The organism is Actinotalea caeni (assembly GCF_009733795.1).
Taxonomy (GTDB): Bacteria; Actinomycetota; Actinomycetes; order Actinomycetales; family Beutenbergiaceae; genus Pseudactinotalea; species Pseudactinotalea caeni.
This window is the reverse complement of record NZ_WNXX01000017.1, coordinates 40,114-61,220: the sequence shown is the minus strand read 5'-3', so window position 1 is coordinate 61,220 and position 21,107 is coordinate 40,114. Positions and strand designations below refer to the sequence as shown.

Annotated in this window: 19 protein-coding genes; 10 read left to right on the top strand and 9 right to left on the bottom strand. The window is 74.3% G+C overall.

Annotated features, from left to right (window positions below; translation table 11 throughout):
- Positions 1-53: 53 nt before the first annotated feature.
- The 6 genes from GPA02_RS14195 to GPA02_RS14170 form a co-directional block, all read right to left on the bottom strand.
- Entirely contained in the window at positions 54-542 is a 489-nt protein-coding gene (locus GPA02_RS14195; protein ID WP_156200761.1) for a DUF501 domain-containing protein, read from the bottom strand.
- Positions 542-955, bottom strand: coding sequence for an FtsB family cell division protein (locus GPA02_RS14190; protein WP_156200759.1), 414 nt, complete (start codon positions 953-955; stop codon positions 542-544). The genes GPA02_RS14195 and GPA02_RS14190 overlap by 1 nt, the downstream gene beginning before the upstream one ends.
- A gap of 173 nt (positions 956-1,128) precedes the next feature.
- Positions 1,129-2,154, bottom strand: coding sequence for an NAD-dependent epimerase/dehydratase family protein (locus GPA02_RS14185; protein WP_156200757.1), 1,026 nt, complete (start codon positions 2,152-2,154; stop codon positions 1,129-1,131).
- A 76-nt stretch (positions 2,155-2,230) separates the two neighbouring features.
- Positions 2,231-3,517: a phosphopyruvate hydratase gene (eno, locus tag GPA02_RS14180; RefSeq protein ID WP_156200755.1), complete on the bottom strand. Its 1,287-nt coding sequence runs from the start codon at positions 3,515-3,517 to the stop codon at positions 2,231-2,233.
- 105 nt (positions 3,518-3,622) lie between these two features.
- On the bottom strand, positions 3,623-4,312 hold the full coding sequence (locus GPA02_RS14175) for a nucleoside triphosphate pyrophosphohydrolase (protein WP_240134059.1): 690 nt from the start codon (positions 4,310-4,312) through the stop codon (positions 3,623-3,625).
- Complete coding sequence (locus GPA02_RS14170; RefSeq protein WP_156200753.1) at positions 4,309-4,857, bottom strand: hypothetical protein; 549 nt, start codon at positions 4,855-4,857, stop codon at positions 4,309-4,311. Before GPA02_RS14170 ends, GPA02_RS14175 begins: the two co-directional genes overlap by 4 nt.
- A gap of 377 nt (positions 4,858-5,234) precedes the next feature.
- Here GPA02_RS14170 and GPA02_RS14165 point away from each other — a divergent pair, with 377 nt between their 5' ends.
- From GPA02_RS14165 to GPA02_RS14125, 9 genes are all read left to right on the top strand, one after another.
- Positions 5,235-5,912 (top strand): NUDIX hydrolase, encoded by a 678-nt coding sequence (locus GPA02_RS14165; RefSeq protein WP_156200751.1) that lies wholly within the window; start codon positions 5,235-5,237, stop codon positions 5,910-5,912.
- A 9-nt stretch (positions 5,913-5,921) separates the two neighbouring features.
- Positions 5,922-7,226: a quinolinate synthase NadA gene (gene nadA / locus GPA02_RS14160; RefSeq protein ID WP_156200749.1), complete on the top strand. Its 1,305-nt coding sequence runs from the start codon at positions 5,922-5,924 to the stop codon at positions 7,224-7,226.
- Positions 7,223-8,752 (top strand): L-aspartate oxidase, encoded by a 1,530-nt coding sequence (nadB, locus tag GPA02_RS14155; RefSeq protein WP_156200747.1) that lies wholly within the window; start codon positions 7,223-7,225, stop codon positions 8,750-8,752. Before nadA ends, nadB begins: the two co-directional genes overlap by 4 nt.
- 38 nt (positions 8,753-8,790) lie before the next feature.
- Positions 8,791-9,240: an SRPBCC family protein gene (locus GPA02_RS14150; protein ID WP_156200745.1), complete on the top strand. Its 450-nt coding sequence runs from the start codon at positions 8,791-8,793 to the stop codon at positions 9,238-9,240.
- A gap of 5 nt (positions 9,241-9,245) precedes the next feature.
- Positions 9,246-10,097, top strand: coding sequence for a carboxylating nicotinate-nucleotide diphosphorylase (gene nadC, locus GPA02_RS14145; protein ID WP_156200805.1), 852 nt, complete (start codon positions 9,246-9,248; stop codon positions 10,095-10,097).
- Positions 10,094-11,230 carry a cysteine desulfurase family protein gene (locus tag GPA02_RS14140; protein ID WP_156200743.1) on the top strand — a complete coding sequence of 379 codons (1,137 nt, stop codon included), beginning with the start codon at positions 10,094-10,096 and terminating at the stop codon, positions 11,228-11,230. The genes nadC and GPA02_RS14140 overlap by 4 nt, the downstream gene beginning before the upstream one ends.
- Before the next feature lie 22 nt (positions 11,231-11,252).
- On the top strand, positions 11,253-11,828 hold the full coding sequence (locus GPA02_RS14135) for an O-methyltransferase (protein WP_156200741.1): 576 nt from the start codon (positions 11,253-11,255) through the stop codon (positions 11,826-11,828).
- A 308-nt stretch (positions 11,829-12,136) separates the two neighbouring features.
- Complete coding sequence (locus tag GPA02_RS14130; protein WP_156200739.1) at positions 12,137-12,640, top strand: FBP domain-containing protein; 504 nt, start codon at positions 12,137-12,139, stop codon at positions 12,638-12,640.
- 132 nt (positions 12,641-12,772) lie between these two features.
- A complete protein-coding gene (locus GPA02_RS14125; RefSeq protein WP_156200738.1) occupies positions 12,773-14,230 on the top strand; it encodes a sugar porter family MFS transporter in 1,458 nt (485 codons plus the stop codon).
- Positions 14,231-14,270: 40 nt separating this feature from the next.
- On the opposite strand, the gene mfd is transcribed toward GPA02_RS14125, so the two are convergent.
- The 3 genes from mfd to GPA02_RS14110 all read right to left on the bottom strand — a co-directional run bounded on the left by mfd (position 14,271) and on the right by GPA02_RS14110 (position 19,387).
- Positions 14,271-17,954, bottom strand: a complete 3,684-nt coding sequence (mfd, locus tag GPA02_RS14120) for a transcription-repair coupling factor (protein WP_156200736.1) — start codon at positions 17,952-17,954, stop codon at positions 14,271-14,273.
- Positions 17,955-18,113: 159 nt separating this feature from the next.
- Complete coding sequence (pth, locus tag GPA02_RS14115) at positions 18,114-18,713, bottom strand: aminoacyl-tRNA hydrolase (RefSeq protein WP_156200734.1); 600 nt, start codon at positions 18,711-18,713, stop codon at positions 18,114-18,116.
- 14 nt (positions 18,714-18,727) lie between these two features.
- Positions 18,728-19,387, bottom strand: a complete 660-nt coding sequence (locus tag GPA02_RS14110; RefSeq protein ID WP_156200732.1) for a 50S ribosomal protein L25/general stress protein Ctc — start codon at positions 19,385-19,387, stop codon at positions 18,728-18,730.
- 247 nt (positions 19,388-19,634) lie between these two features.
- On the opposite strand from GPA02_RS14110, the gene GPA02_RS14105 reads away from it, so the two are divergent.
- Positions 19,635-21,101: an FAD-dependent monooxygenase gene (locus GPA02_RS14105; RefSeq protein WP_156200730.1), complete on the top strand. Its 1,467-nt coding sequence runs from the start codon at positions 19,635-19,637 to the stop codon at positions 21,099-21,101.
- Positions 21,102-21,107: the final 6 nt, after the last annotated feature.

The following is a 21,107-nucleotide window of genomic DNA, read 5'->3' as shown; positions in this document are numbered from 1 at the left end:
ACTCTCGCACCTCTCGCGGTACGCCTCGCACCTCGGACCGGCGCCCGAGCCGCTCAGCAGGTGCAGCGGTCGGGGCGCCAGGTGTCGCGGATGCGCTCGAGCGCCTCGTCCCCGAACGGATTGACGCCCGGCCCGACGGCCAGGGAGTGCGCGACGAGCACGTGCAGGCACTTGACGCGATCCGGCATGCCGCCGGCACTGATGCCCTCGATCTCGGGCACCTCGCCGAGCTCGGCGCGGCGGCGCAGGTAGTCCTCGTGGGCGGCGCGGTAGGCGGCGGCGAGGTCGGCGTCGTCGGCGACCCGCGCCGTCATCTCCTTCATCGCACCGCTCGCCTCGAGCGTGCTCACCGCCGCGACGGCGGGCGGGCACGTGAGGTAGAAGGTGGTCGGGAACGGGGTGCCGTCCTCGAGCCGGGGCGCCGTGCGCACCACGAGCGGGCGGCCGCACACGCAGCGCGCGGCGACCTCCACGACCCCGCGCGGCGGGCGACCCAGCTGCTCGGCGACGACCGCGAGGTCCTGCTCGCTGACCTGCGGCATCAGTCGCCGACCTCGCCGGCGACCTGGACCGAGTCCCACACGGTCAGGTACCAGGGGCCCGTGCGGGGCATCGTGACCGGGCCGTCCTCGCCGTCGGCGGCGACCTCCTCGCCGGTGACGGTCTCGGGGTCGACGACGACGAAGGGCGTCTCCCCCGGCATGACGAAGCCGAGCCTGTCGCGCGCCTGCGACTGCACGTACTGCTCGTCGCTCCACCGCTCGATCGCGCTCTCCAGCGCCGCGGTGCGCTCCCGGGAGGCGGCGATCGCGTCGTTGAGCTCGCGCAGCTGCTCCTGCTGCACGAGGTAGCCGCGCATCGTCGGCGCGAGCACGACGAACGCCACGAGGATGACGACGAACAGCATCACGGCGCGCACGGTGACCTGGCGCGGCTCCTCCGGCTGCTCGACCACGGGTCGTGCGGGCTGGCTGCGGCGCGTGGTGGCGCGGCTGCTCGCGGCGCTCCCGGGCCGTGCGCCCGGTCGCGCGGGGCGCGGGGGCCGGCGCGCCGCCGTGGCGGCAGCGGAGCGTGCGGCTGCGGCTCGGGGCGCGGCAGGACGACGGGAGCTCACCGACCCATGTTCCCTCAGGTGAGCGGCGAACCGGGTGAGGCGGGCGGGCGCGCGTCGCGGGCAGGACTGCCCGGTGCCGCGGCCTCGACGTCGAGCGCACCCTGCGCCACCTGCCAGGCCAGCGCGTCCTGGACCGCCGCGAGCGAGCCGAACCGCGGCACGAACCCGAGCAGCCGCTCGGCCTTGGCCATCGAGCAGCTCGGGCTGCGCGAGATGTGCTCGAAGGTGGCCGCGGCGTCCTCGGGACGCTGCTCGGCCGCCCACTGCTCGAACGGCGCGAACCGCAGCCGCGGCTCGTGCCCGAACCAGCGCGCCATCCCCTCGGCGTAGCCGCGCAGCGTGAGCGCCTGCGGCGAGACGGCGTGGAACGCCTCGCCGACCGATGCCTCGGGCCGGGCGAGCGCTGCCATCACGAGGGCGGCGATGTCGTCGGCGTGCACGTGGTGCACGGTCTCGAGCCCGAAGTTCGGCAGCGCCAGCTCCTCGCCGCGCGCGAGGATCTCGAACGCGGAGGGCGAGAAGTGGCCGGCCGGGTTGAGCGGCCACCAGCCGGCGCCGACGATGTGTCCGGGGTGGAGCACGGTCGCCCGCACCCGGCCGTCCTCGCCCAGCAGGGCGCGCTCGATCGCCAGCTTGTCGGTGCCGTAGCGTCCGACCGGCTCGCGCGGGGTGTCCTCGGTGACCGGCACCGCGGTCGCGTGGCCGTGGGTCCAGATCGTGCCGATGTGCACGAGGTGGGGGTCGCCGCCGGCGGCGGCGAGCGCCGTCACCAGCTGCTCGTTGCTGGCAGGCGTGAAGCAGATCAGGTCGACGACGACGTCGGGCCGCGTCGCGGCGATCCGCTCGCCGAGCTCGCCCGCTGCCTCGAGCGCCTCCCGGTCGAGGACGAGCCGCTCGACGGCGTCCCACGCCGGGTGCGGCTGGTACGGCTCGGAGCTGCCGCGGCTCACCGCGACCACCTCGTGGCCCGCGGCGACGAGCCGCGGCACGAGGTAGGTCCCGATGTGGCCGGTCGCTCCGATGACGACGGTCCTGGTCATCGATCCTCCTCAGAAGACGGGCGCAGCCCCGGGACGTGGACGTCCCGGGGCTGCACGCACGGCGGTTCTCGGCCGGTCAGGCCTGCGGCTTCCAGCGCGGGAAGGCCGAGGCGCCCGCGTAGCGGCCGGCGCTGTCGAGCTCGTCCTCGATGCGGAGGAGCTGGTTGTACTTGTTGATCCGCTCGCCGCGGGCCGGGGCACCGGTCTTGATCTGACCGGCGTTGACGGCGACCGACAGGTCGGCGATCGTCGTGTCCTCGGTCTCGCCCGAGCGGTGCGACACCATCGCGGTGAAGCCGTTGCGCTGCGCGAGCTCGACGGCGTCCAGCGTCTCCGACAGCGAGCCGATCTGGTTCACCTTGACGAGCAGCGAGTTCGCGGCCTTGCTCTCGATGCCGCGCGCGAGGCGCTCCGGGTTGGTGACGAACAGGTCGTCGCCGACGATCTGCACCTTGTCGCCGACCTCGGCGACCAGCTGCGCCCAGGAGTCCCACTCGTCCTCGCTCAGCGGGTCCTCGATCGACACCAGCGGGTAGTCGGCGACCAGCTGGCCGTAGTAGGCGATCATCTCGGCCGGGGTCTTGGTGCCACCCTCGAACTGGTAGCCGCCGTCGGAGAAGAACTCGGTGGAGGCGACGTCGAGCGCGAGCGCGATGTCGGTGCCGGCGGTGAAGCCGGCGCGCTGGATCGCCTCGAGGATGAGGTCGAGCGCCGCGCGGTTGCTGTCGAGGTTGGGGGCGAAGCCGCCCTCGTCGCCCAGGCCGGTGGCCAGGCCGCGCTCCTTCAGGACCGACTTGAGGTTGTGGTAGACCTCCGCACCCCAGCGCAGCGCCTCCTTGAAGGAGTCCGCGCCGATCGGGGCGATCATGAACTCCTGGATGTCGACGTTGGAGTCGGCGTGGCTGCCGCCGTTGAGGATGTTCATCATCGGCACCGGCAGCACGTGCGCGTTCGGGCCGCCGATGTAGCGGAACAGCGACAGCTCGGCGCTCTCGGCGCTGGCGCGGGCGGCGGCGAGCGAGACGCCGAGGATCGCGTTGGCGCCCAGCTTCGACTTGTTCGGGGTGCCGTCGAGCTCGATGAGCGTCGCGTCCAGGTAGCGCTGGTCGGCGGCGTCGAGCCCGAGGATCTCGGGCGCGATGACCTCGGTCACGGCGGCCACGGCCTCGCTGACACCCTTGCCGAGGTAGCGGGCCTTGTCGCCGTCGCGGCGCTCGACGGCCTCGAACGCGCCGGTGGAGGCGCCCGAGGGCACGGCGGCACGCGCGAACGAGCCGTCCTCGAGGGCGAGCTCGACCTCGACGGTGGGGTTGCCGCGGGAGTCGAGGATCTCCCGGGCGCCGACGGCCTCGATCGTGGCCATGTGTGACTCCTTGTCCGTGGGGGTGAGAACGCCGCTAGGGCGTTCGGGTCTGGTGTCCGGCGACCACACTAGCCCTGCGGGGCGGGCGGGTTCCGGTGGGGTTCGTCACGCGGTCCGGTGGCGCTCGTGCAGGGCGCGGACGGCGCTGCGCAGGGCCGCCTCGGCGTCGACGCCCGCGGCGTCGGCCTCGGCCACGACGGCGAGCAGCCGCTCCCCGATCCGCCGCTCGGCGTCGTCGGTCCCGACGTCGCCCTCGAGATCGCCGAGGGGCTCGACGATGCTCGACGGCGCGACACCGGCCTTGCGGAGCCGACCGACCGACTTCTGGGCGCGCGCGAGCGCCGGGAGCGAGACCGGGATGCCGTCGAGCGGGTGGGTGCGCTCGCGCTTCTCGGCCGCCTTGATCGCGTCCCACTGCTGGTGCACCTGCGCGGCCGTGAGCTCGGCGGCGTCGTCGAACACGTGCGGGTGGCGCCGCACGAGCTTGGCGACCAGGCCGCGGGCGACGTCGTCGATGTCGAAGCCCGGCTGCGGGTCGTCGGAGCCGCGCTCGCTCGCGACACGGGCGTGGAAGAGCACCTGCAGCAGCAGGTCGCCCAGCTCCTCGGCGAGGGCCTCGGCGTCACCGGCCTCCGCGGCCTCGGCGACCTCGTGAGCCTCCTCGATCGCGTACGGCGCGAGGGAGGCGTGGGTCTGCTCGGCGTCCCACGGGCAGCCGCCCGGGGAGCGCAGCCGGTCCATGACGGCGACCGCCTCCAGCAGCGCCGCCCCGACCGGCTCGGACCGCTCGGTCACGCGGCTTCGGGCGCCGGCTGCTCGATCCACTCGGGGAAGCTGAAGGAGACGGCGGAGCCGTCCCACTCGCCGTAGCGCGGGCTCACGGTGACGTCGAGGTCCGCGACGCGCTGCGCGGCCTCGTCGGCGAGCTCGGCACCCTCCTCGGAGCTGGCGAACGTCGTCTCGGCGACCACGCGGCGCACCACGCTCAGCGAGGCGTCGCTGAACTCGGTGCGCTCGGAGCCGACCGACTCGTTGAGCGAGAGCAGCACCTCTTCCGCGTCCTGCTCGGACAGGCCGACACCCGCCTCGGCGGCGACGTCGATGTAGGTCGGCGCCGTGATGAGCAGGCGCAGCGCGTCGGTCGGCGTCAGCTGGCCGCCGAAGTACGGCGCCAGCTCGTCGACCACGGTCGCGACCGCGTTCTCCCCGACCGGCCGGCCGTCGACGGTCGCGGCTGCGCCCGGGGCGGGCGCGCACGCCGTCATGAGCGCTCCGGCGAGCGCGAGCCCCGCGAGCGGGGCGAGGACACGGTGCGTCAGACGAGATGCGAGTCGAGCCACCCGGACATGGTACGGCCCCCGCACCCTCCCGCTTTCAACCCACTCCTGCCCCCCTCCTCCCGAGGTTTCAACCCACTCCTGCCCCCTCCCGAGGTTTCGACCCGCTTCCGCCCCCGCCCGAGCGGGCACCAGCACCAACTCCGGTCGTACACGAGCCGACGCCCGAATCGACCTTGTCCGACGGCGGGCCAGGAACGGGGACGAGGGGCACCGGACCGCGCAGAAGCGGTTGAACCGGCGGAGGGGCAGAAGTGGGCTGAAACCTGTGCGGGAAGAGTGGTGGATACCCGCATCGTGAGCGGGTGTTGCGGTTCTAGTCATGCCGACACTAAGGTGATCGCAGAGTTCAGGTCACATTGACCCTAAGGAGTCCGGCGATGACCGCAGCACCCGAGGTCGCCGTCTCGACGGTGATCTTCGCGCTGCGCCGCGAGGGCTCCGCCGAGCGGCCGGTGCTGTCGCTGCCGCTTGTCGTGCGCACCCGCGAGCCCTACGACGGCATGTGGGCGCTGCCGGGCGGGCCGCTCGGCGACGAGAGCCTCGAGGACGCCGCCCGCCGCACGCTCGCCGACACCACCGGTCTCGAGCCGGCCTACCTCGAGCAGATGTACACCTTCGGCGACCCGGACCGCTCCCCCGACGGCCGCCGCGTCGTCTCGGTCGTCTACTGGGCGCTCGTGCGCGCCGACGAGGTCGGCTCCGCGGCACCACGGCAGAACGTGCGCTGGCTGCCTGCCGACGACCTGCCGCGGCTGGCGTTCGACCACAACCTCGTCGTCGAGTACGCGCTGTGGCGGCTGCGCACCAAGGTCTCCTACAGCCGTATCGCCCACAACCTCCTCGGCGAGACATTCACCCTGCGCGAGCTGCGCGAGGTGCACGAGATCGTGCGGCAGACCCGGCTCGACCCCGCGAACTTCCGGCGGCAGGTCGAGGCCGACGGCGCCGTCGTCCCCACCGACCAGATGCGCACCGGCGGCGCCCACCGCCCCGCGCGCCTCTACCGCTACAACGCCGAGGTCGAACCGGTCGACCTCGGCCCGATCCGGAGCTAGGAGCCCACCATGACCAGCACCGCCTCGGTCGACCTGCGCATCCGCAGCATCGCCGCCGGCACGACCCCCGGCAGCACGTGCAGCTCCGACCTCCCGCAGGGGCCCTGGGAGTACGACGCCCGCACGTTCGGATACGGTCCCGGCGCCTCGCAGGCCGACCCGCTCCCGATCGGCTCGCCGCGCCAGGGCACCCTCCCGCAGCGCTACCGCGACGCCTCGCCCGAGCAGCTCGACGCCTGGATCCGGGCCGCGCGCGAGCGGCTGGCCGACGACGTCGTCGTGCTCGGCCACTTCTACCAGCGCGACGAGGTCATCACCTACGCCGACTACGTCGGCGACTCCTACCAGCTCGCGCAGGCCACCAAGGAGCACCCGGACGCCTCGACGATCGTGTTCTGCGGCGTGCACTTCATGGCCGAGACGGCGGACATGCTCTCCGGCCCGCACCAGCGCGTGATCCTGCCCAACCTCGCCGCCGGTTGCTCGATGGCCGACATGGCGAACCTCGACCAGGTCGAGGAGTGCTGGGAGCAGCTCGTCGACCTCTACGGCACCGAGCCGGACGCGCAGGGCCGGGTCCCGGTCATCCCGGTGACGTACATGAACTCCTCCGCCGCGCTCAAGGCGTTCTGCGGCCGCCACGGCGGCATCGTCTGCACCTCCTCCAACGCCGCGACCGTGCTGGAGTGGGCGTTCGCGCGCGGCCAGCGGGTGCTGTTCTTCCCGGACCAGCACCTGGGCCGCAACACCGCCAAGGCCATGGGTGTGCCACTGGAGCAGATGCCGACGTGGAACCCCAACAAGCCGCTCGGTGGGAACGACGAGGACACCCTCCACGACGCCCGCGTGCTGCTGTGGCACGGGTTCTGCTCGGTGCACAAGCGGTTCACGGTCGCCCAGATCGAGCAGGCGCGCGCCGAGCACCCCGGCGTGCGGGTCATCGTGCACCCCGAGTGCCCGATGCCGGTGGTCGACGCGGCCGACGAGTCGGGCTCGACCGACTACATCCGGCGCGCGATCGAGGGCGCGACCGAGCCGACGACGTTCGCGATCGGCACGGAGATCAACCTCGTGCAGCGGCTCGCGGCGCAGCACCCCCAGCACACGATCTTCTGCCTCGACCCCGTCGTGTGCCCGTGCTCGACGATGTACCGGATCCACCCCGGCTACCTCGCCTGGGTGCTCGAGGCGCTCGCCGACGGCGAGGTCCTCAACCAGGTCGCCGTCCCCGACGACGTGACCGCGTACGCGCGGGTCGCCCTCGAGCGCATGCTCGAGGCGAGGCCGCAGCCGGCGGTGGGAGCCGCGCGATGAGCCGGGTGCTCGTCGTCGGGTCGGGCATCGCGGGGCTGTCGCTCGCGCTCGACGCGGTGGCGGCCGGGCACGAGGTCACGGTCGTGACCAAGGGCGAGCTGGGGCAGTCGAACACCCGGTACGCGCAGGGCGGGGTCGCGGCGGCGCTGTTCCCGGACGACTCGGTCGCCTCGCACGTCTCCGACACCCTCGCCGCAGGCGCGGGGCTGTGCGACCCGGAGGCGGTGCGCGTGCTGTGCGCCGAGGGTCCCGACCGCATCCGGGAGCTCATCGATCTCGGCGTCGCGTTCGACACCCACGACGGCGAGCTCGCGCACGGGCTGGAGGCGGCGCACTCGTTCCCGCGCATCCTGCACGCCGGCGGCGACGCGACCGGGGCGGCGATCTCCTCGGCGCTGGTGGCGCGGCTGCGCGAGCGCGACGTCGCGGTGCACGAGCACGCGTTCCTGCTCGCGCTGCGCACCGAGGCCGGACCAGGCACGCGGGTCGTCGGCGCCGAGGTCGAGCTCGACGGCGGTGCCCGCGTCCTTCTCGACGCCGACGCCGTCGTGCTCGCGACCGGCGGTGCCGGCCAGCTCTACCCGTTCACCTCCAACCCGGCGGCGGCGACCGGGGACGGCGTCGCGTGCGCCGCGCGTGCCGGCGCCCGTCTCGCGGACGTCGAGCTGTACCAGTTCCACCCGACGACGCTCGCACTGCCCGGCAACTTCCTGGTCTCCGAGGCGGTGCGCGGCGAGGGAGCGGTGCTGCGCAACGCCGCGGGCGAGCGCTTCATGGCCGACGTCGACGGCGCCGAGCTGGCCCCGCGCGACGTCGTCGCCCGCGCGGTGTTCGCCGAGATGGATCGGCAGGGCGGCGTCCCGGTGGTGCTGGACGCGACCGCCCTCGGCGCGGAGTTCCTCGCGGCACGCTTCCCCAGCATCGACGCCGCGGTGCGCGCCGCCGGCCTCGACTGGGCCGCCGAGCCGGTCCCGGTGACCCCGGCCGCGCACTACTGGATGGGCGGCGTCGCGACCGACCTCTGGGGCCGCACGAGCGTGCCCGGGCTGCTCGCGATCGGCGAGTGCGCGCGCACCGGCGTGCACGGCGCGAACCGGCTGGCGTCGAACTCGCTGCTGGAGGGAGCGGTGTTCGCCGACCGGGCCGCCCGCGCCCTCGGCGACCTCGACTCCTGGCCGACACCGGGGTCGCTGCCCGGGACGGTGCTCGCCGACACCCCGGCGGCGCCTGCCCTCGCGACGAGCGTCCCCTTCACCCGCGCCGCGCTGCAGCAGCTGATGTGGGACGCCGTCGGGCTGGTGCGCGACGGCGAGGGCCTCGCCGCCGCGGTCGCCACCCTCGACGCCTGGGCGGCGAGCGCGCCGGCCGCGACCGACCGCGCCTCCCACGAGGACGCGAACCTGCTGCTGCTCGCGCGGGCGTGCGCACGCGCCGCGGCGGACCGCCCGCGCTCGGTCGGAGCCCACCACCGCTCCGACGACCCCGCCACCGCCCGCACGCCGCAGCTCGCCGCGGCAACCCGCTGACCCGCCGACCCGAGGCACACGCCTCACGAGGAGGACCGATGAGCGAGACCGAGACCCGCGTCGCCACGGCCGAGCGCGTCGTGCACGCGCCCGCCGAGACGATCTGGGAGCTGATCGCCGACCCCGCCCGGCAGCCGGAGTGGGACGGCAACGACAACCTCGCCACGGCCGCTCCGGGCCAGCGCGTCCGCGCCGTGGGCGACGTGTTCACGATGACGCTGACGAACGGCGCGACGCGCGAGAACACCGTCGTCGAGCTCGTCGAGGGCCGCCGCGTCGCGTGGCTGCCGAACGTGCCCGGCGAGGAGCCCCGCGGCCACCTGTGGCGCTGGGAGCTCGAGCCCGTCGCCGACGGCACGCTGGTGCGCCACACCTACGACTGGACGAACCTCACCGACCCCACGAGGCTCGCGCACGCCCGCGCGACGACGAGCGAGCGCCTGCTCGCCTCGATCGAGCGGCTCGCCGCCCTGGCCGAGGGCGCGTGACCGGCGTGCTCGACCAGGCCGCCGTCGCCGACGTCGTCGGGCAGGCGCTGCGCGAGGACGCCCCCTGGGGCGACCTCACCTGCCAGGCGCTCGTGCCCACGACCGCGACCGCGACCGCGGAGCTCGTCGCGCGCGAGCCCGGCACCTTCGCGGGCGGCGCCGCGGTCGCCGCGGCCTTCCGCCTGACCGACCCGACCACCGTGGTCGACCTGCTGGTCGACGACGGCGCGACCTTCGACGGCGGAGCGGTCCTGGCACGCGTGAGCGGCCCGGCCGCCGCGGTGCTGCAGGCGGAGCGGGTCGCGCTCAACTTCGCGCAGCGGCTCAGCGGCGTGGCCACCACGACGTCGCGCTACGTGGCCGCCGTCGCCGGCACCGGGGTGCGGATCGCCGACACCCGCAAGACCACCCCGGGGCTGCGGCTGCTGGAGCGTCACGCGGTCCGGGCGGGCGGTGGTCACAACCACCGCTTCGGCCTGTCGGACGCCGTCATGGTCAAGGACAACCACCTGGCGGTGCTGCTCGCCTCCGGGCTGGACGTCACCGAGGCGCTGCGGGCCGCGCGCGAGCGCGTGCCCCACACGGTGCGCATCGAGGTCGAGGTCGACCGCCTCGACCAGCTGGAGCCGGTGCTCGCCGCGGGTGTCGACGTCGTCATGCTCGACAACTTCACGCTCGACGAGCTGCGCGAGGGAGCGGCGCTCGTCGCCGGCCGGGCGGTCGTCGAGGCCAGCGGCAACGTCCGGCTCGACACGGTGCGCGCGATCGCGGAGACCGGCGTCGACGTCATCAGCGTCGGCGCGCTCACCCACAGCGCCGGCTCGCTCGACCTCGGGCTCGACATCGAGGTGCGATGACCCTCTACCTCGACACCGCCGCCACCGGCCCGGTGCGCCGCGAGGCCCTCGAGGCCGCCTGGCCCTACCTGACCGGCGAGTTCGGCAACCCCTCGAGCCGCCACGAGCTCGGCCAGCGGGCGGCGGCCGCGCTCGCCGACGCGCGGGCCCGCGTGGCGGCGGTGCTGGGCTGCCGGGTGAGCGAGGTCGTCTTCACCTCGGGGGGCACGGAGGGCGCGAACCTGGCGATCAAGGGGCTGGCGCTCGGGCAGCCCCGGGACCGGCACGTGCTGACGACCGCCGTCGAGCACGAGGCGGTGCTCGCCTCGGTGGACGCGCTGGCCCGGCTGCACGGCTTCACCAGCGAGGTGCTCGGTGTCGACGGCGACGGCGCGCTCGCGCCCGAGCGGCTCGCGGCGGCCGTGCACCCGGGGAGCACGCTGGTGAGCGTCGGCTACGCCAACAACGAGGTCGGCACCGTGCAGGACGTCGCCGCGCTGACCGCGGTGGCGCGCGAGCAGGGTGTGCTCGTGCACACCGACGCGGTGCAGGCGGCCGGGTGGCTGCCGCTGGACGTCGGCGCGCTCGGTGTGGACGCGCTGAGCATCTCCGGGCACAAGGTCGGCGCACCCAAGGGGGTGGGCGCCGTCTACCTGCGCGGCCGGCTCGCCGTCGAGCCGGTGCTGCACGGCGGCGGGCAGGAGCGTGGGCGCCGGTCCGGGACCGAGAACGTGGCCGGCGCGGTGGCGCTGGCGGTCGCGCTCGAGCTGGCCGAGGCCGAGCGCGGCGAGCGCGCGGCCGCGCTCGCGGTTGTGCGGGACGAGCTGGTCGCGAGCGTGCGCGCCGCGCTGCCGACGGCGGTGCTCACCGGCTCGGCGACGTCCCGGCTCCCGCACCACGCGTCGTTCTGCTTCCCGGGCACCAGCGGCGAGGCCGTGCTGCTGGAGCTGGAGCGGCGCGGCGTGCTGGTCTCCTCCGGCTCGGCGTGCGCCGCCGGTCGCGACGAGCCCTCGCACGTGCTGCTGGCGCTCGGCATCGACCCGGAGGTCGCCCAGACCGCGGTGCGGCTCACCCTCGGGCGCGACACCACCGCCGAGCAGGCCCGCGCGGCGGCGTCCGCGCTGGTCGAGGCGGTGTCCGCACTGCTGGTGTGAGGCCGTGGCAGGATCGAACGGGATGGATGCCACGCTCCGCCGCTTCCTGACCGACCTGCACGACGAGGGTCGCCGGCTCGACGAGCACGAGCCCGACCGGCAGCGCAGACGCCGCAACCTCGAGCCCGACGCCGCCGCGTGGCTGTGGTGGCACGTCCAGGCGGTCGCGGCGACCAGGGTCGTGGAGATCGGCACCTCGAACGGCTACTCGACGATCTGGCTGGCGGACGCCGTCGGGCGCACGGGCGGCCGGCTGACGTCGGTCGACGTCGCCGACCAGACCGAGGCCCGCGGCAACCTCGACCGCGCGGGCGTGACGGCCGAGCTCGTGACCGCCGACGGCGGCGCCTGGCTGGGCGCGTGCCCGCCCGGCTCGGTCGACCTGCTCTTCCTCGACGCCGAGCGCAGTCGCTACGCCGGGTGGTGGCCCGCGATCCGCACCGCACTGCGGCCGGGCGGCTCGCTCGTCGTCGACAACGCGGTCTCGCACGTCGAGCAGGTCGCTCCGCTCGCCGAGCTGCTGCGGGCCGAGCCCGGCTGGGCGACGGCGCTGGTGCCGCTCGGCAAGGGTCAGCTGGTCTCGGTCGCGGCGCGCTAGCGACCCGAGTGGCCCGTGTCACGCTCAAATCGCCTCGACCACGCCGCAGCGGCCTGGGTAGCGTGGTCGGTGACCGCGTGCGTGTCCGCGCCGCGGGTCGGACAGCGAGGAGCAGCGATGGGTGTCGCCGCAGGGAGCGGGGTGGCCGGACAGGCCTGCTCAGCGGTCGCTCCTGCCACCCGTCCCCGCTGACCGCAGCTCTCCTCGCGCACGCGACAGCGTGCGCACGCGTCGTCCCGGCGTGCCGTGCGTCGGCGTGCGGGCGGGTCCCGTCGACCCCGACCCCACGCACGAAGGACACCTCTGTCATGACCCCGCTCACCGACGCCCAGATCCGGGCGTCGTTCGTCAACGCCACCCGTCGCGAGGTCGCGCAGGCCACCCTGCCCGACCTCTCCGCCGTCCGCTGGGACCGGCTGGAGTACCTCGGCTGGCGCGACCGCAAGGCGCCGCTGGTCGCCTACGTCGTCGTCGAGATCGACGACGTCCCGACCGGTATCGTGCTCCGCGTCGCCGACCGCGGCAGCGGGCCGCGCCGGCGCGCGATGTGCGCCTGGTGCGAGGACGTCGTCGAGACCGACGACGTCACGCTCCTCACCGCGCGCCGGGCCGGTCCCGCCGGTCGCCGCGGCGACTCGATCGGCACCCTGATCTGCGCCGACTTCCGCTGCTCGACCAATGCCCGTCGTCCTCCGACGTCGGCCGAGGCCGGCAGCGGCGTCGCCGAGATCCGTGACCTGCTGGTCGCGGACCGCATCGCCGGGCTGCAGGAGCGCTGCCGGATGTTCGTGCGCGAGGTCGCGTCCCGCTGACCCGGCACCGGCGGCGAGGTCTCGTGCGGCCGGTGGTGGGCGTTCTCGGCGCCCCCGGGCGGGTCCGGGGCTAGGTTCGTCGTACCAGCTGCGACGGGCCTGCCCGGTCCTCGCCCGGGGGAAGGGATCGGCATGGAGGCGTCCGCACCACCCAGGCTCAACGCCCGCGTCATCGGCATCTGCATCGCTGCCGCGCTCGGCGGCTTCCTGTTCGGCTTCGACACCGCGGTCATCAACGGCGCGGTCGACGCGCTGACCGACCAGTTCTCGCTCGGGGCCGGGCTGTCCGGTTTCGCGGTCTCCTCGGCGCTGCTCGGCTGCGTCGTCGGCGCCTGGTTCGCCGGCGGGCTGGCCAACAAGCTCGGGCGCATCCCGGTGATGCTGATCGCGGCCGTGCTGTTCCTGATGTCCTCGATCGGGTCCGGGCTCGCGTTCGGCGTGATCGACCTCATCGTGTGGCGGGTGGTCGGCGGGCTCGGCGTGGGCGCGGCGTCGGTCATCGCGCCCGCCTACATCGCCGAGGTCTCCCCCGCCCGGGTGCGCGGCAGATTGGCCTCGCTGCAGCAGCTCGCGATCGTCACCGGCATCTTCGTCGCCCTGCTCTCCGACGCCTGGCTCGCCAGCAGCGCGGGCAGCGCCGCCAACGAGCTCTGGCTGGGCCGGGAGGCGTGGCGCTGGATGTTCATGGCCGAGGCCGTGCCGGCGATCGTCTACGGGGTGATGGCGCTGCGGCTGCCGGAGTCGCCACGGTTCCTGGTCGCGCGCGGCAAGGTCGACAAGGCCTCGCAGGTGCTGCTCGACTTCACCGGCGAGACCGACGTCAACCTCAAGATCGAGCAGATCCGCACCTCGCTCGGCGAGGAGCGCCAGCAGCGGCTCGGCGACCTGCGGGGGCGTCGGCTCGGGCTCAAGCCGATCGTCTGGCTCGGGATCCTGCTGTCCATGTTCCAGCAGTTCGTCGGGATCAACGTGATCTTCTACTACTCGACGACGCTGTGGCGGTCGGTCGGTTTCGAGGAGTCCGACGCGCTGACGATCACCGTGATCACCTCCGTGACGAACATCGTCGTGACGATCGTCGCGATCCTGCTCGTCGACCGGGTGGGTCGTCGTCCGATGCTGCTCGCCGGCTCCGCCGGCATGGTGGTCTCGCTCGGCCTGATGGCGGTCGCGTTCGCCAACGCCACGATCGTCACCGCCGACGACGGCAGCTCCACCGCCGAGCTCGCCGCGCCCTGGTCGACGATCGCGCTCGTGTGCGCGAACGTCTTCGTCATCGCCTTCGGCGTCAGCTGGGGCCCGTTGGTGTGGGTGCTGCTCGGCGAGATGTTCCCGAACTCGATCCGCGCCTGGGCGCTCGCGGTGGCCGCGGCCGCGCAGTGGTTGTCGAACTTCTTCATCTCGACGACGTTCCCCGCCTTCGCCGAGATCGGGCTCACCTTCGCCTACGGCTTCTACGCGGTGTTCGCGCTGCTGTCGTTCGTCTTCGTGCTCCTCAAGATCCCCGAGACCAAGGGCAAGGAGCTCGAGGACATGACCGACGAGATGGTCGTCGAGCGCCGCGGGCGGCGCAGCGCCGCGACCACCTGACCACGTCCGCTCGCGGCCTGCGGACGCCGGCCTGCGGACGTCAGCCGGTGGCGACCGGCACCGCGACGAGGGCGTCCTCGATCACGCTGCGCACCCACGCCATCAGCGGCTCGCCGACGAGCGGCTGGCCGCCGACCTTCGACGTCGTCGGCGCGGGCACCAGCGCGGTGCGCAGGGCGGGCTTGAGGACCGTGCCGGGGTGCAGGCGCTTGAGCCGCACCTGCCGCGACTCCGCGAGGTCGACCGGCGCGAACCGCACGTACTTGCCCTGCACGGTGATCTCCGACAGCCCCGCCGCGCGCGCGGCCACCCGCAGGCGAGCGACCTCGAACAGCCGCTGCACCGGCTCCGGCGGCGCGCCGTAGCGGTCGTCGAGCTCCTCGGCGACCTGGGCGATCGCGTCCTCGTCGGCCGCGGCCGACAGCTTCGCGTAGGCCTCCAGCCGGAGCCGCTCGTGCTCGATATAGCTCTCGGGGATGTGGGCGTCGACCGGCAGCTCGATCCGCAGCTCGGGCAGCTCCTCGGTCTTCTCGCCGCGGAACCCGGCGACGGCGTCGGCCACCATCCGCACGTACAGGTCGAAGCCGACCCCGGCGATGTGCCCGGACTGCTCGCCACCGAGCAGGTTGCCGGCGCCGCGGATCTCGAGGTCCTTGAGCGCCACCTGCATGCCGGCGCCGAGGTCGGTGTTCGCCGCGATCGTCTGCAGCCGGTCGTGCGCGGTCTCGGTGAGCGGGCGCTCGGGCGGGTACAGGAAGTAGGCGTAGGCGCGCTCACGGCCACGACCGACCCTGCCGCGCAGCTGGTGCAGCTGCGACAGCCCGAGCACCTCGGCACGCTCGACGATCAGCGTGTTCGCGTTCGAGATGTCCAGCCCGGTCTCGACGATCGTCGTGCACACGAGCACGTCGAACCGCTTCTCCCAGAAGTCGACGATCACCCGCTCGAGCTGGTGCTCGTTCATCTTCCCGTGCGCCACCTCGACGCGCGCGTCCGGCACCAGCTCCCGCAGCCGCGCGGCGGCCTTCTCGATCGACTCGACCCGGTTGTGCACGTAGAACACCTGGCCCTCGCGCAGCAGCTCGCGCCGGATCGCGGCGGCGATCTGCTTCTCCGAGTACGGGCCGACGAACGTCAGCACCGGGTGTCGCTCCTCCGGCGGGGTCGCGAGCGTCGACATCTCGCGGATGCCGGTCACCGCCATCTCGAGCGTGCGCGGGATCGGGGTCGCGCTCATCGAGAGCACGTCCACCTCGGCGCGCAGCTGCTTGAGCGTCTCCTTGTGCTCGACGCCGAACCGCTGCTCCTCGTCGACGACGACCAGCCCGAGGTCCTTGAAGTGCACCTCGCCGGTGATCAGCCGGTGCGTGCCGATGACGACGTCGACCGTGCCGTCCCGCACGCCGTCGCGCACCTCCTGGGCCTCCTTGTCGGTCTGGAACCGCGACAGCGCCTTGACGACCACCGGGAAGCCCGAGTACCGCTCCGTGAAGGTGTCGAGGTGCTGCTGCACCAGCAGCGTCGTCGGCACCAGCACCGCGACCTGCTTGCCGTCCTGCACGGCCTTGAACGCCGCGCGCACCGCGATCTCGGTCTTGCCGTAGCCGACGTCGCCGCAGATCAGCCGGTCCATCGGGACCGGCTTCTCCATGTCGGCCTTGACCTCCTGGATCGTGGCGAGCTGGTCCGGCGTCTCGACGAACGCGAACGCGTCCTCGAGCTCGGCCTGCCAGGGCGTGTCCGGCCCGAACGCGTGACCCTTGGTCGCCATCCGCGCGGCGTAGAGCCGGATCAGCTCGGCGGCGATCTCCTTGACCGCCTTGCGCGCACGGCCCTTGGTCTTCGCCCAGTCCGCGCCGCCCATCCGGTTGAGCGACGGCGCCTCGCCACCTGTGTACTTGGTGACCTGGTCCAGCGACTCCGTCGGCACGAACAGCCGGTCGCCGGGCTGGCCGCGCTTGCTCGGCGCGTACTCGATGACCAGGTACTCGCGGCTCGCCGCGGCCGCTCCGGTGCCCACGGTGCGCTGCACGAGCTCGACGAAGCGGCCGACGCCGTGCTGCTCGTGCACGACGTAGTCGCCGGCCTTGAGCGCCAGCGGGTCGACGACGTTGCGACGGCGCGAGGGCAGCGTGCGCATGTCGCGCGTCGAGGTGCCGGCGCGGCCGGTGAGGTCGGCCTCGGTGAACACCGCCAGCCGCAGCGGCTCGGAGACGAACCCCTTGCCGACCCTCGCCGTCGTCACGAGCACGATGCCGGCGGGCGGCAGCTGCGGGTCCTCGCCCTCGCGCGCGTCGCCGCCCGCGGGCTCGAGGTCAGCGACCAGACGCGCGGGCACGTCCGCGGCGAGCAGCTGCTCGACCATCCGTCGCGCCGGGCCCGCGCCCTCGGTGACCAGCACGAGCCGCCAGCCGGCGGAGGTGAGGTCACGCAGGTCCGCGACCGCGCGCTCGATGTCGCCGCGGTAGCCGACGACGTCGCGCGAGGCGATCGTCACCGACGCCGCGGGGTCGCCGTCGGCCCAGGTGACGTCGTCGCCTGCGCCCGCGGCGCCGTCGGCGACCTCGTCGCCGGCCTCCCGGGCGATCTCGGCGAGCTCGGCGTCGGCCTCGAAGGCGCCCAGCGTCCACCAGCCCAGGCCGCGGCGGGCCGCGACGTCGCGCGTCGCCGCGAGCGTCGCGAACGAGGCCTGGGACAGGTCGAGCGGGGTCTGCGCGCCGGCGGCGGCCGAGGTCCACGCGGCCTCGAGGAACTCCTGCGTCGTCGCCACCAGGTCGTGCGCGCGCCGGCGCAGCCGCTCCGGGTCGTCGAGCACCAGCAGCGAGTCGGCGGGCACCAGCTCGAGCACCGGGACCATCTCGTCGACGAGCACCGGGGCGAGCGACTCCATGCCGTCGACCGCGATGCCCTCCGCGAGCTTCTCGAGCATGTCGGCGGCGCCGGGCAGCCGCTCGACGAGGGCCGCGGCACGCTCCCGCACCCTGTCGGTCAGCAGGATCTCGCGGCACGGCGGCGCCCACACGCCGTCCTGCGCGATCTCCAGCGAGCGCTGGTCAGCGGCCGAGAACCACCGGATCTCCTCGACCTCGTCGCCCCAGAACTCGATGCGCTGCGGGTGCGCCTCGGTCGGTGCGAAGACGTCGAGCAGCCCGCCGCGCACGGCGAACTCGCCGCGGCGCGTCACCATGTCGACGCGCGTGTAGGCCGCGTCGACCAGGCCCTGCACGACGTCGTCCATCGAGGCGGTGTCCCCCGTGCGCAGGGCGACCGGCTCGAGGTCGCCGAGCCCCGCGACGACCGGCTGCAGCAGCGCCCGCACCGGCATCGTGAGCACGCGGATCGGGCGGGTCGAGCTCGCGGCACCCTGCTCGCCGTCGCCGTGGGCGTGCGCGAGCCTGCGCAGCACCGCGATGCGGCGGGCCACGGTGTCGGAGCGCGGCGAGAGCCGCTCGTGGGGCAGCGTCTCCCAGGCCGGGAAGGTCGCGACGTCGTCGGCGGGCAGGTAGCCGCGCAGCGCCTCGGCGCGCTCCTCGGCCTCGCGACCGGTCGCCGTCACGACGACCAGCGGGCGGTTGCCGCGGGTCGCCAGCTCGGCGAGGACGGCGGGCCGCACGCCGACGGAGGCGGCGATGTCGAGGGCGCCGCGCGCGGGCACGGCCTCGACCAGCTCGGCGAGGCCGGGGTCGTGGCGGAGCGCGGGCAGCAGGGCGGTCAGCGTGGGCATGAGCTCCTCGGTTCGGCCGGTGGGCAGCACGACGAGCCCACATCCGCCGGTCGCAGGGGGTGCGCGGCAGACGGCTGCGGGTAGGGCGTCAAGTCTACGGGGTCGCCGACGACGGACCCGGTGGCACGGGTCACGTCGGCCCACCCGGCGGGTGCGGGCTCAGCGCGGGGCGTGCAGCCGGTCCTGGGCGAGCACCAGGCCGTTCTCGACGAGGTCGCGCACGCCGTCGGCCGCCTCCTCGAGGATGACGGCGAGATCGGCCCGCTCGGCGACCGCGAAGTCGCGCAGCACGTAGTCCGCCGGGTCCTGGCGGCCGGGCGGGCGGCCGATGCCGACACGCAGCCGCATGTAGTCGCGCGAGCCGATCGCAGCGCTGATCGACTTGAGCCCGTTGTGACCGCCCTCGCCGCCGCCGCGCTTGAGGCGGAGCGTGCCGAACGGCAGGTCGAGCTCGTCGTGCACGACGACCAGGCGCTCGACCGGGATGTCGTAGAAGCGCAGCAGGGCGGCGACCGGGCCGCCCGAGAGGTTCATGTAGGTGCTGGGCCGCGCGAGCACGACCCGCGGCCCGGGCGCGCCGCCCGGCCCGACGCCCAGCCGGCCGTCGAGCACCTGGGCGCGCGCCTTGTGGTTGACGAACCCGCCCGGGACGTCCCGGGCGAGCACGTCGAGCACCATGTGGCCGACGTTGTGACGGTTGCCCGCGTACGCCGGGCCCGGGTTCCCGAGCCCGACGACGAGGTGTGCACCGTCGGCCATGGACGAGACCCGGGTCAGGACTCGTCGGAGCCGGACTCCGAGCCGTCGTTCTCCGCAGCGGCCTCGCCGGCCTCGCCCGCCGAGGCGCCCGCGGCGGCGGAGGCCTCGTCGGCCTCGAGGTCGTCGGCGCTCGCGCGCGGGACCGTGATCGAGACGACGACGGTGTCGCCGTCGGTCTCGAGCTCGACGCCGTCGGGCAGCGGCACCGAGGCGGCGCGGACGTCGTCGGCCTCGGTGAGGCCCTCGATCGAGACGGTGAGCGCCTCCGGGATGTGCGTGGCCTCGGCGCGCACCGACAGGGTCTGCGACTCGACCGTGTGGATCGTGCCGGGCGCGGACTCGCCCTCGACGTGGACGGGGATGTCGACGACGACCTTCTCGCCGCGACGCACGATGACGAGGTCGACGTGGTCGATGGTGCGCTTCACCGGGTCGCGCTGCACGTCCTTGGTGAGCGCGAGCTCCGAGCGGCCGTCGAACTCGAGCGTGAGCAGCGCGTTCGCGTTGCCCTTGAGCGCGAGGAACGTGTCGTGGCCCGGGAGCGCGAGGTGGATCGGGTCGGAGCCGTGCCCGTAGAGGACCGCGGGGATCTGGCCCGCGCGGCGGGTGCGGCGGGCGGCGCCCTTGCCGAACTCGGTGCGGACGGTGGCGGCGAGCGTGGTGTTGTCAGCCATGGGAGTGCGCTTTCGTCGTGGGGAGAACGGGTGCTCCTCGACGCGGGACACCGGGCGGACAGCGCTCACGCGAGCGCCCCACCACGTCGATCACGGACTGTCGGTGCGTAGGATCACGCGGCGGCCGAGTGGCACGGCCGTCCGACGTCCCTCGCCGAGGCAACGCGGGCCAGCATACCCGAGGTCGGAGCCCTGGACGGAGCCCGGGGACGGGCCGTAGCGTCGAGCAGGTGCACGAGGTGAGGTCGTGAGCCCGGGGGCCGGTGCGGACGTCGTCGTCGTCGGGGCGGGGCCGACCGGTCTGTTGCTCGCCGGCGACCTGGCCGAGGCCGGTGCGGACGTGCTGGTGCTCGAGAAGCGGTTCGGGCGCTCGAACCTCACACGCGCGTTCGCGGTGCACGCGCGCACCCTGGAGCACCTGCGGGTCCGCGGCCTCGCCGAGGCCCTCGTCGCCACCGGCCAGCCCGTGGACCGCCTCCAGCTCTTCGGGAGCGCGACCCTCCCGCTCACGGGTCTCGACAGCCCGTTCCCGTTCGTGCTCGTGACGCCGCAGCACCACGTCGAACGCCTGCTGCTCGAGCGTGCGCTCGACCACGGTGCCCGCCTCGTCGAGGGCGTCACCGTGACCGATCTCACGCAGGACGACGACGGCGTCCGGCTGAGCGGCGTCGACCAGGACGGCGGCACCACGGTCACCGAGGCGGCCTACGTCGTCGGCACCGACGGGCACCGATCGCGCGTGCGGGACGCGCTCGGCCTCGACTTCCCGGGCGAGTCGGTGATCCGGTCGCTCGTGCTCGCCGACGTCCGGCTCGGGTCCCCGCCGCCCGACGTGCTGACCGCACGCGGCAACCAGGAGGGCTTCGTGTTCGTCGCCCCCTTCGGCGACGGCTGGTACCGCGTCATCGCCCGCGACGCCCGCCGCGAGCCCGACGTCGACGAACCGGTCTCGCTCGCGGAGGTCCGTGACGTCGTCCAACGCGTGCTCGGCACCGACCTCGGGATGGGCGAGACGCGCTGGACGTCACGCTTCCACAGCGACGAGCGGCAGGTCCGCCGCTACCGCGTCGGGAGGGCGCTGCTCGCCGGCGACGCCGCGCACGTGCACTCCCCCGCCGGCGGCATGGGGATGAACACCGGCCTGCAGGACGCCGCCAACCTCTCGTGGAAGCTCGCGGCCGTGCTCGACGGGCGCGCCCGCGACGACCTGCTCGACACCTACCACGACGAGCGGCAGCCGATCGGTGCGCAGGTGCTGCGGGTCAGTGGCGGCCTCATCCGCGCGGCGCTGCGCCGCGACCCCGTCACCAGGGCGATGCGCGACGTCGCGATCCGGACGGCGACCTCCCTGCCGAGGGTCCGGGCCGCGCTCGTCGGCCGGGTCAGCGGCGTCGGGCTGCGCTACCCGGCGCCCGCGGGCAGCCATCGGGCGGTCGGGTCCCGCGCGCACCGCGGCGGCACCGACCTGCCGCTGTCGCCGGCGCGGTTCGTGCTCGCCGCGCCGCAGCGGCTGCTCGCCGCTCACCATCCCGCCGCCGTCGTGCGGACGGTCGAGACCGACCCCGCCGCGCCCGCCGTCCTCGTGCGACCCGACGGCTACCTCGCCTGGCAGCAGGACCCCGGCGGGGACGACGCGGCCGGGCTCGCCCGTGCGGCGGCCCGGTGGGGTGCCGTCGCGCCCGGGCAGCGACCGCCGGGGTCCGCGCCGCGCTGAGCGACG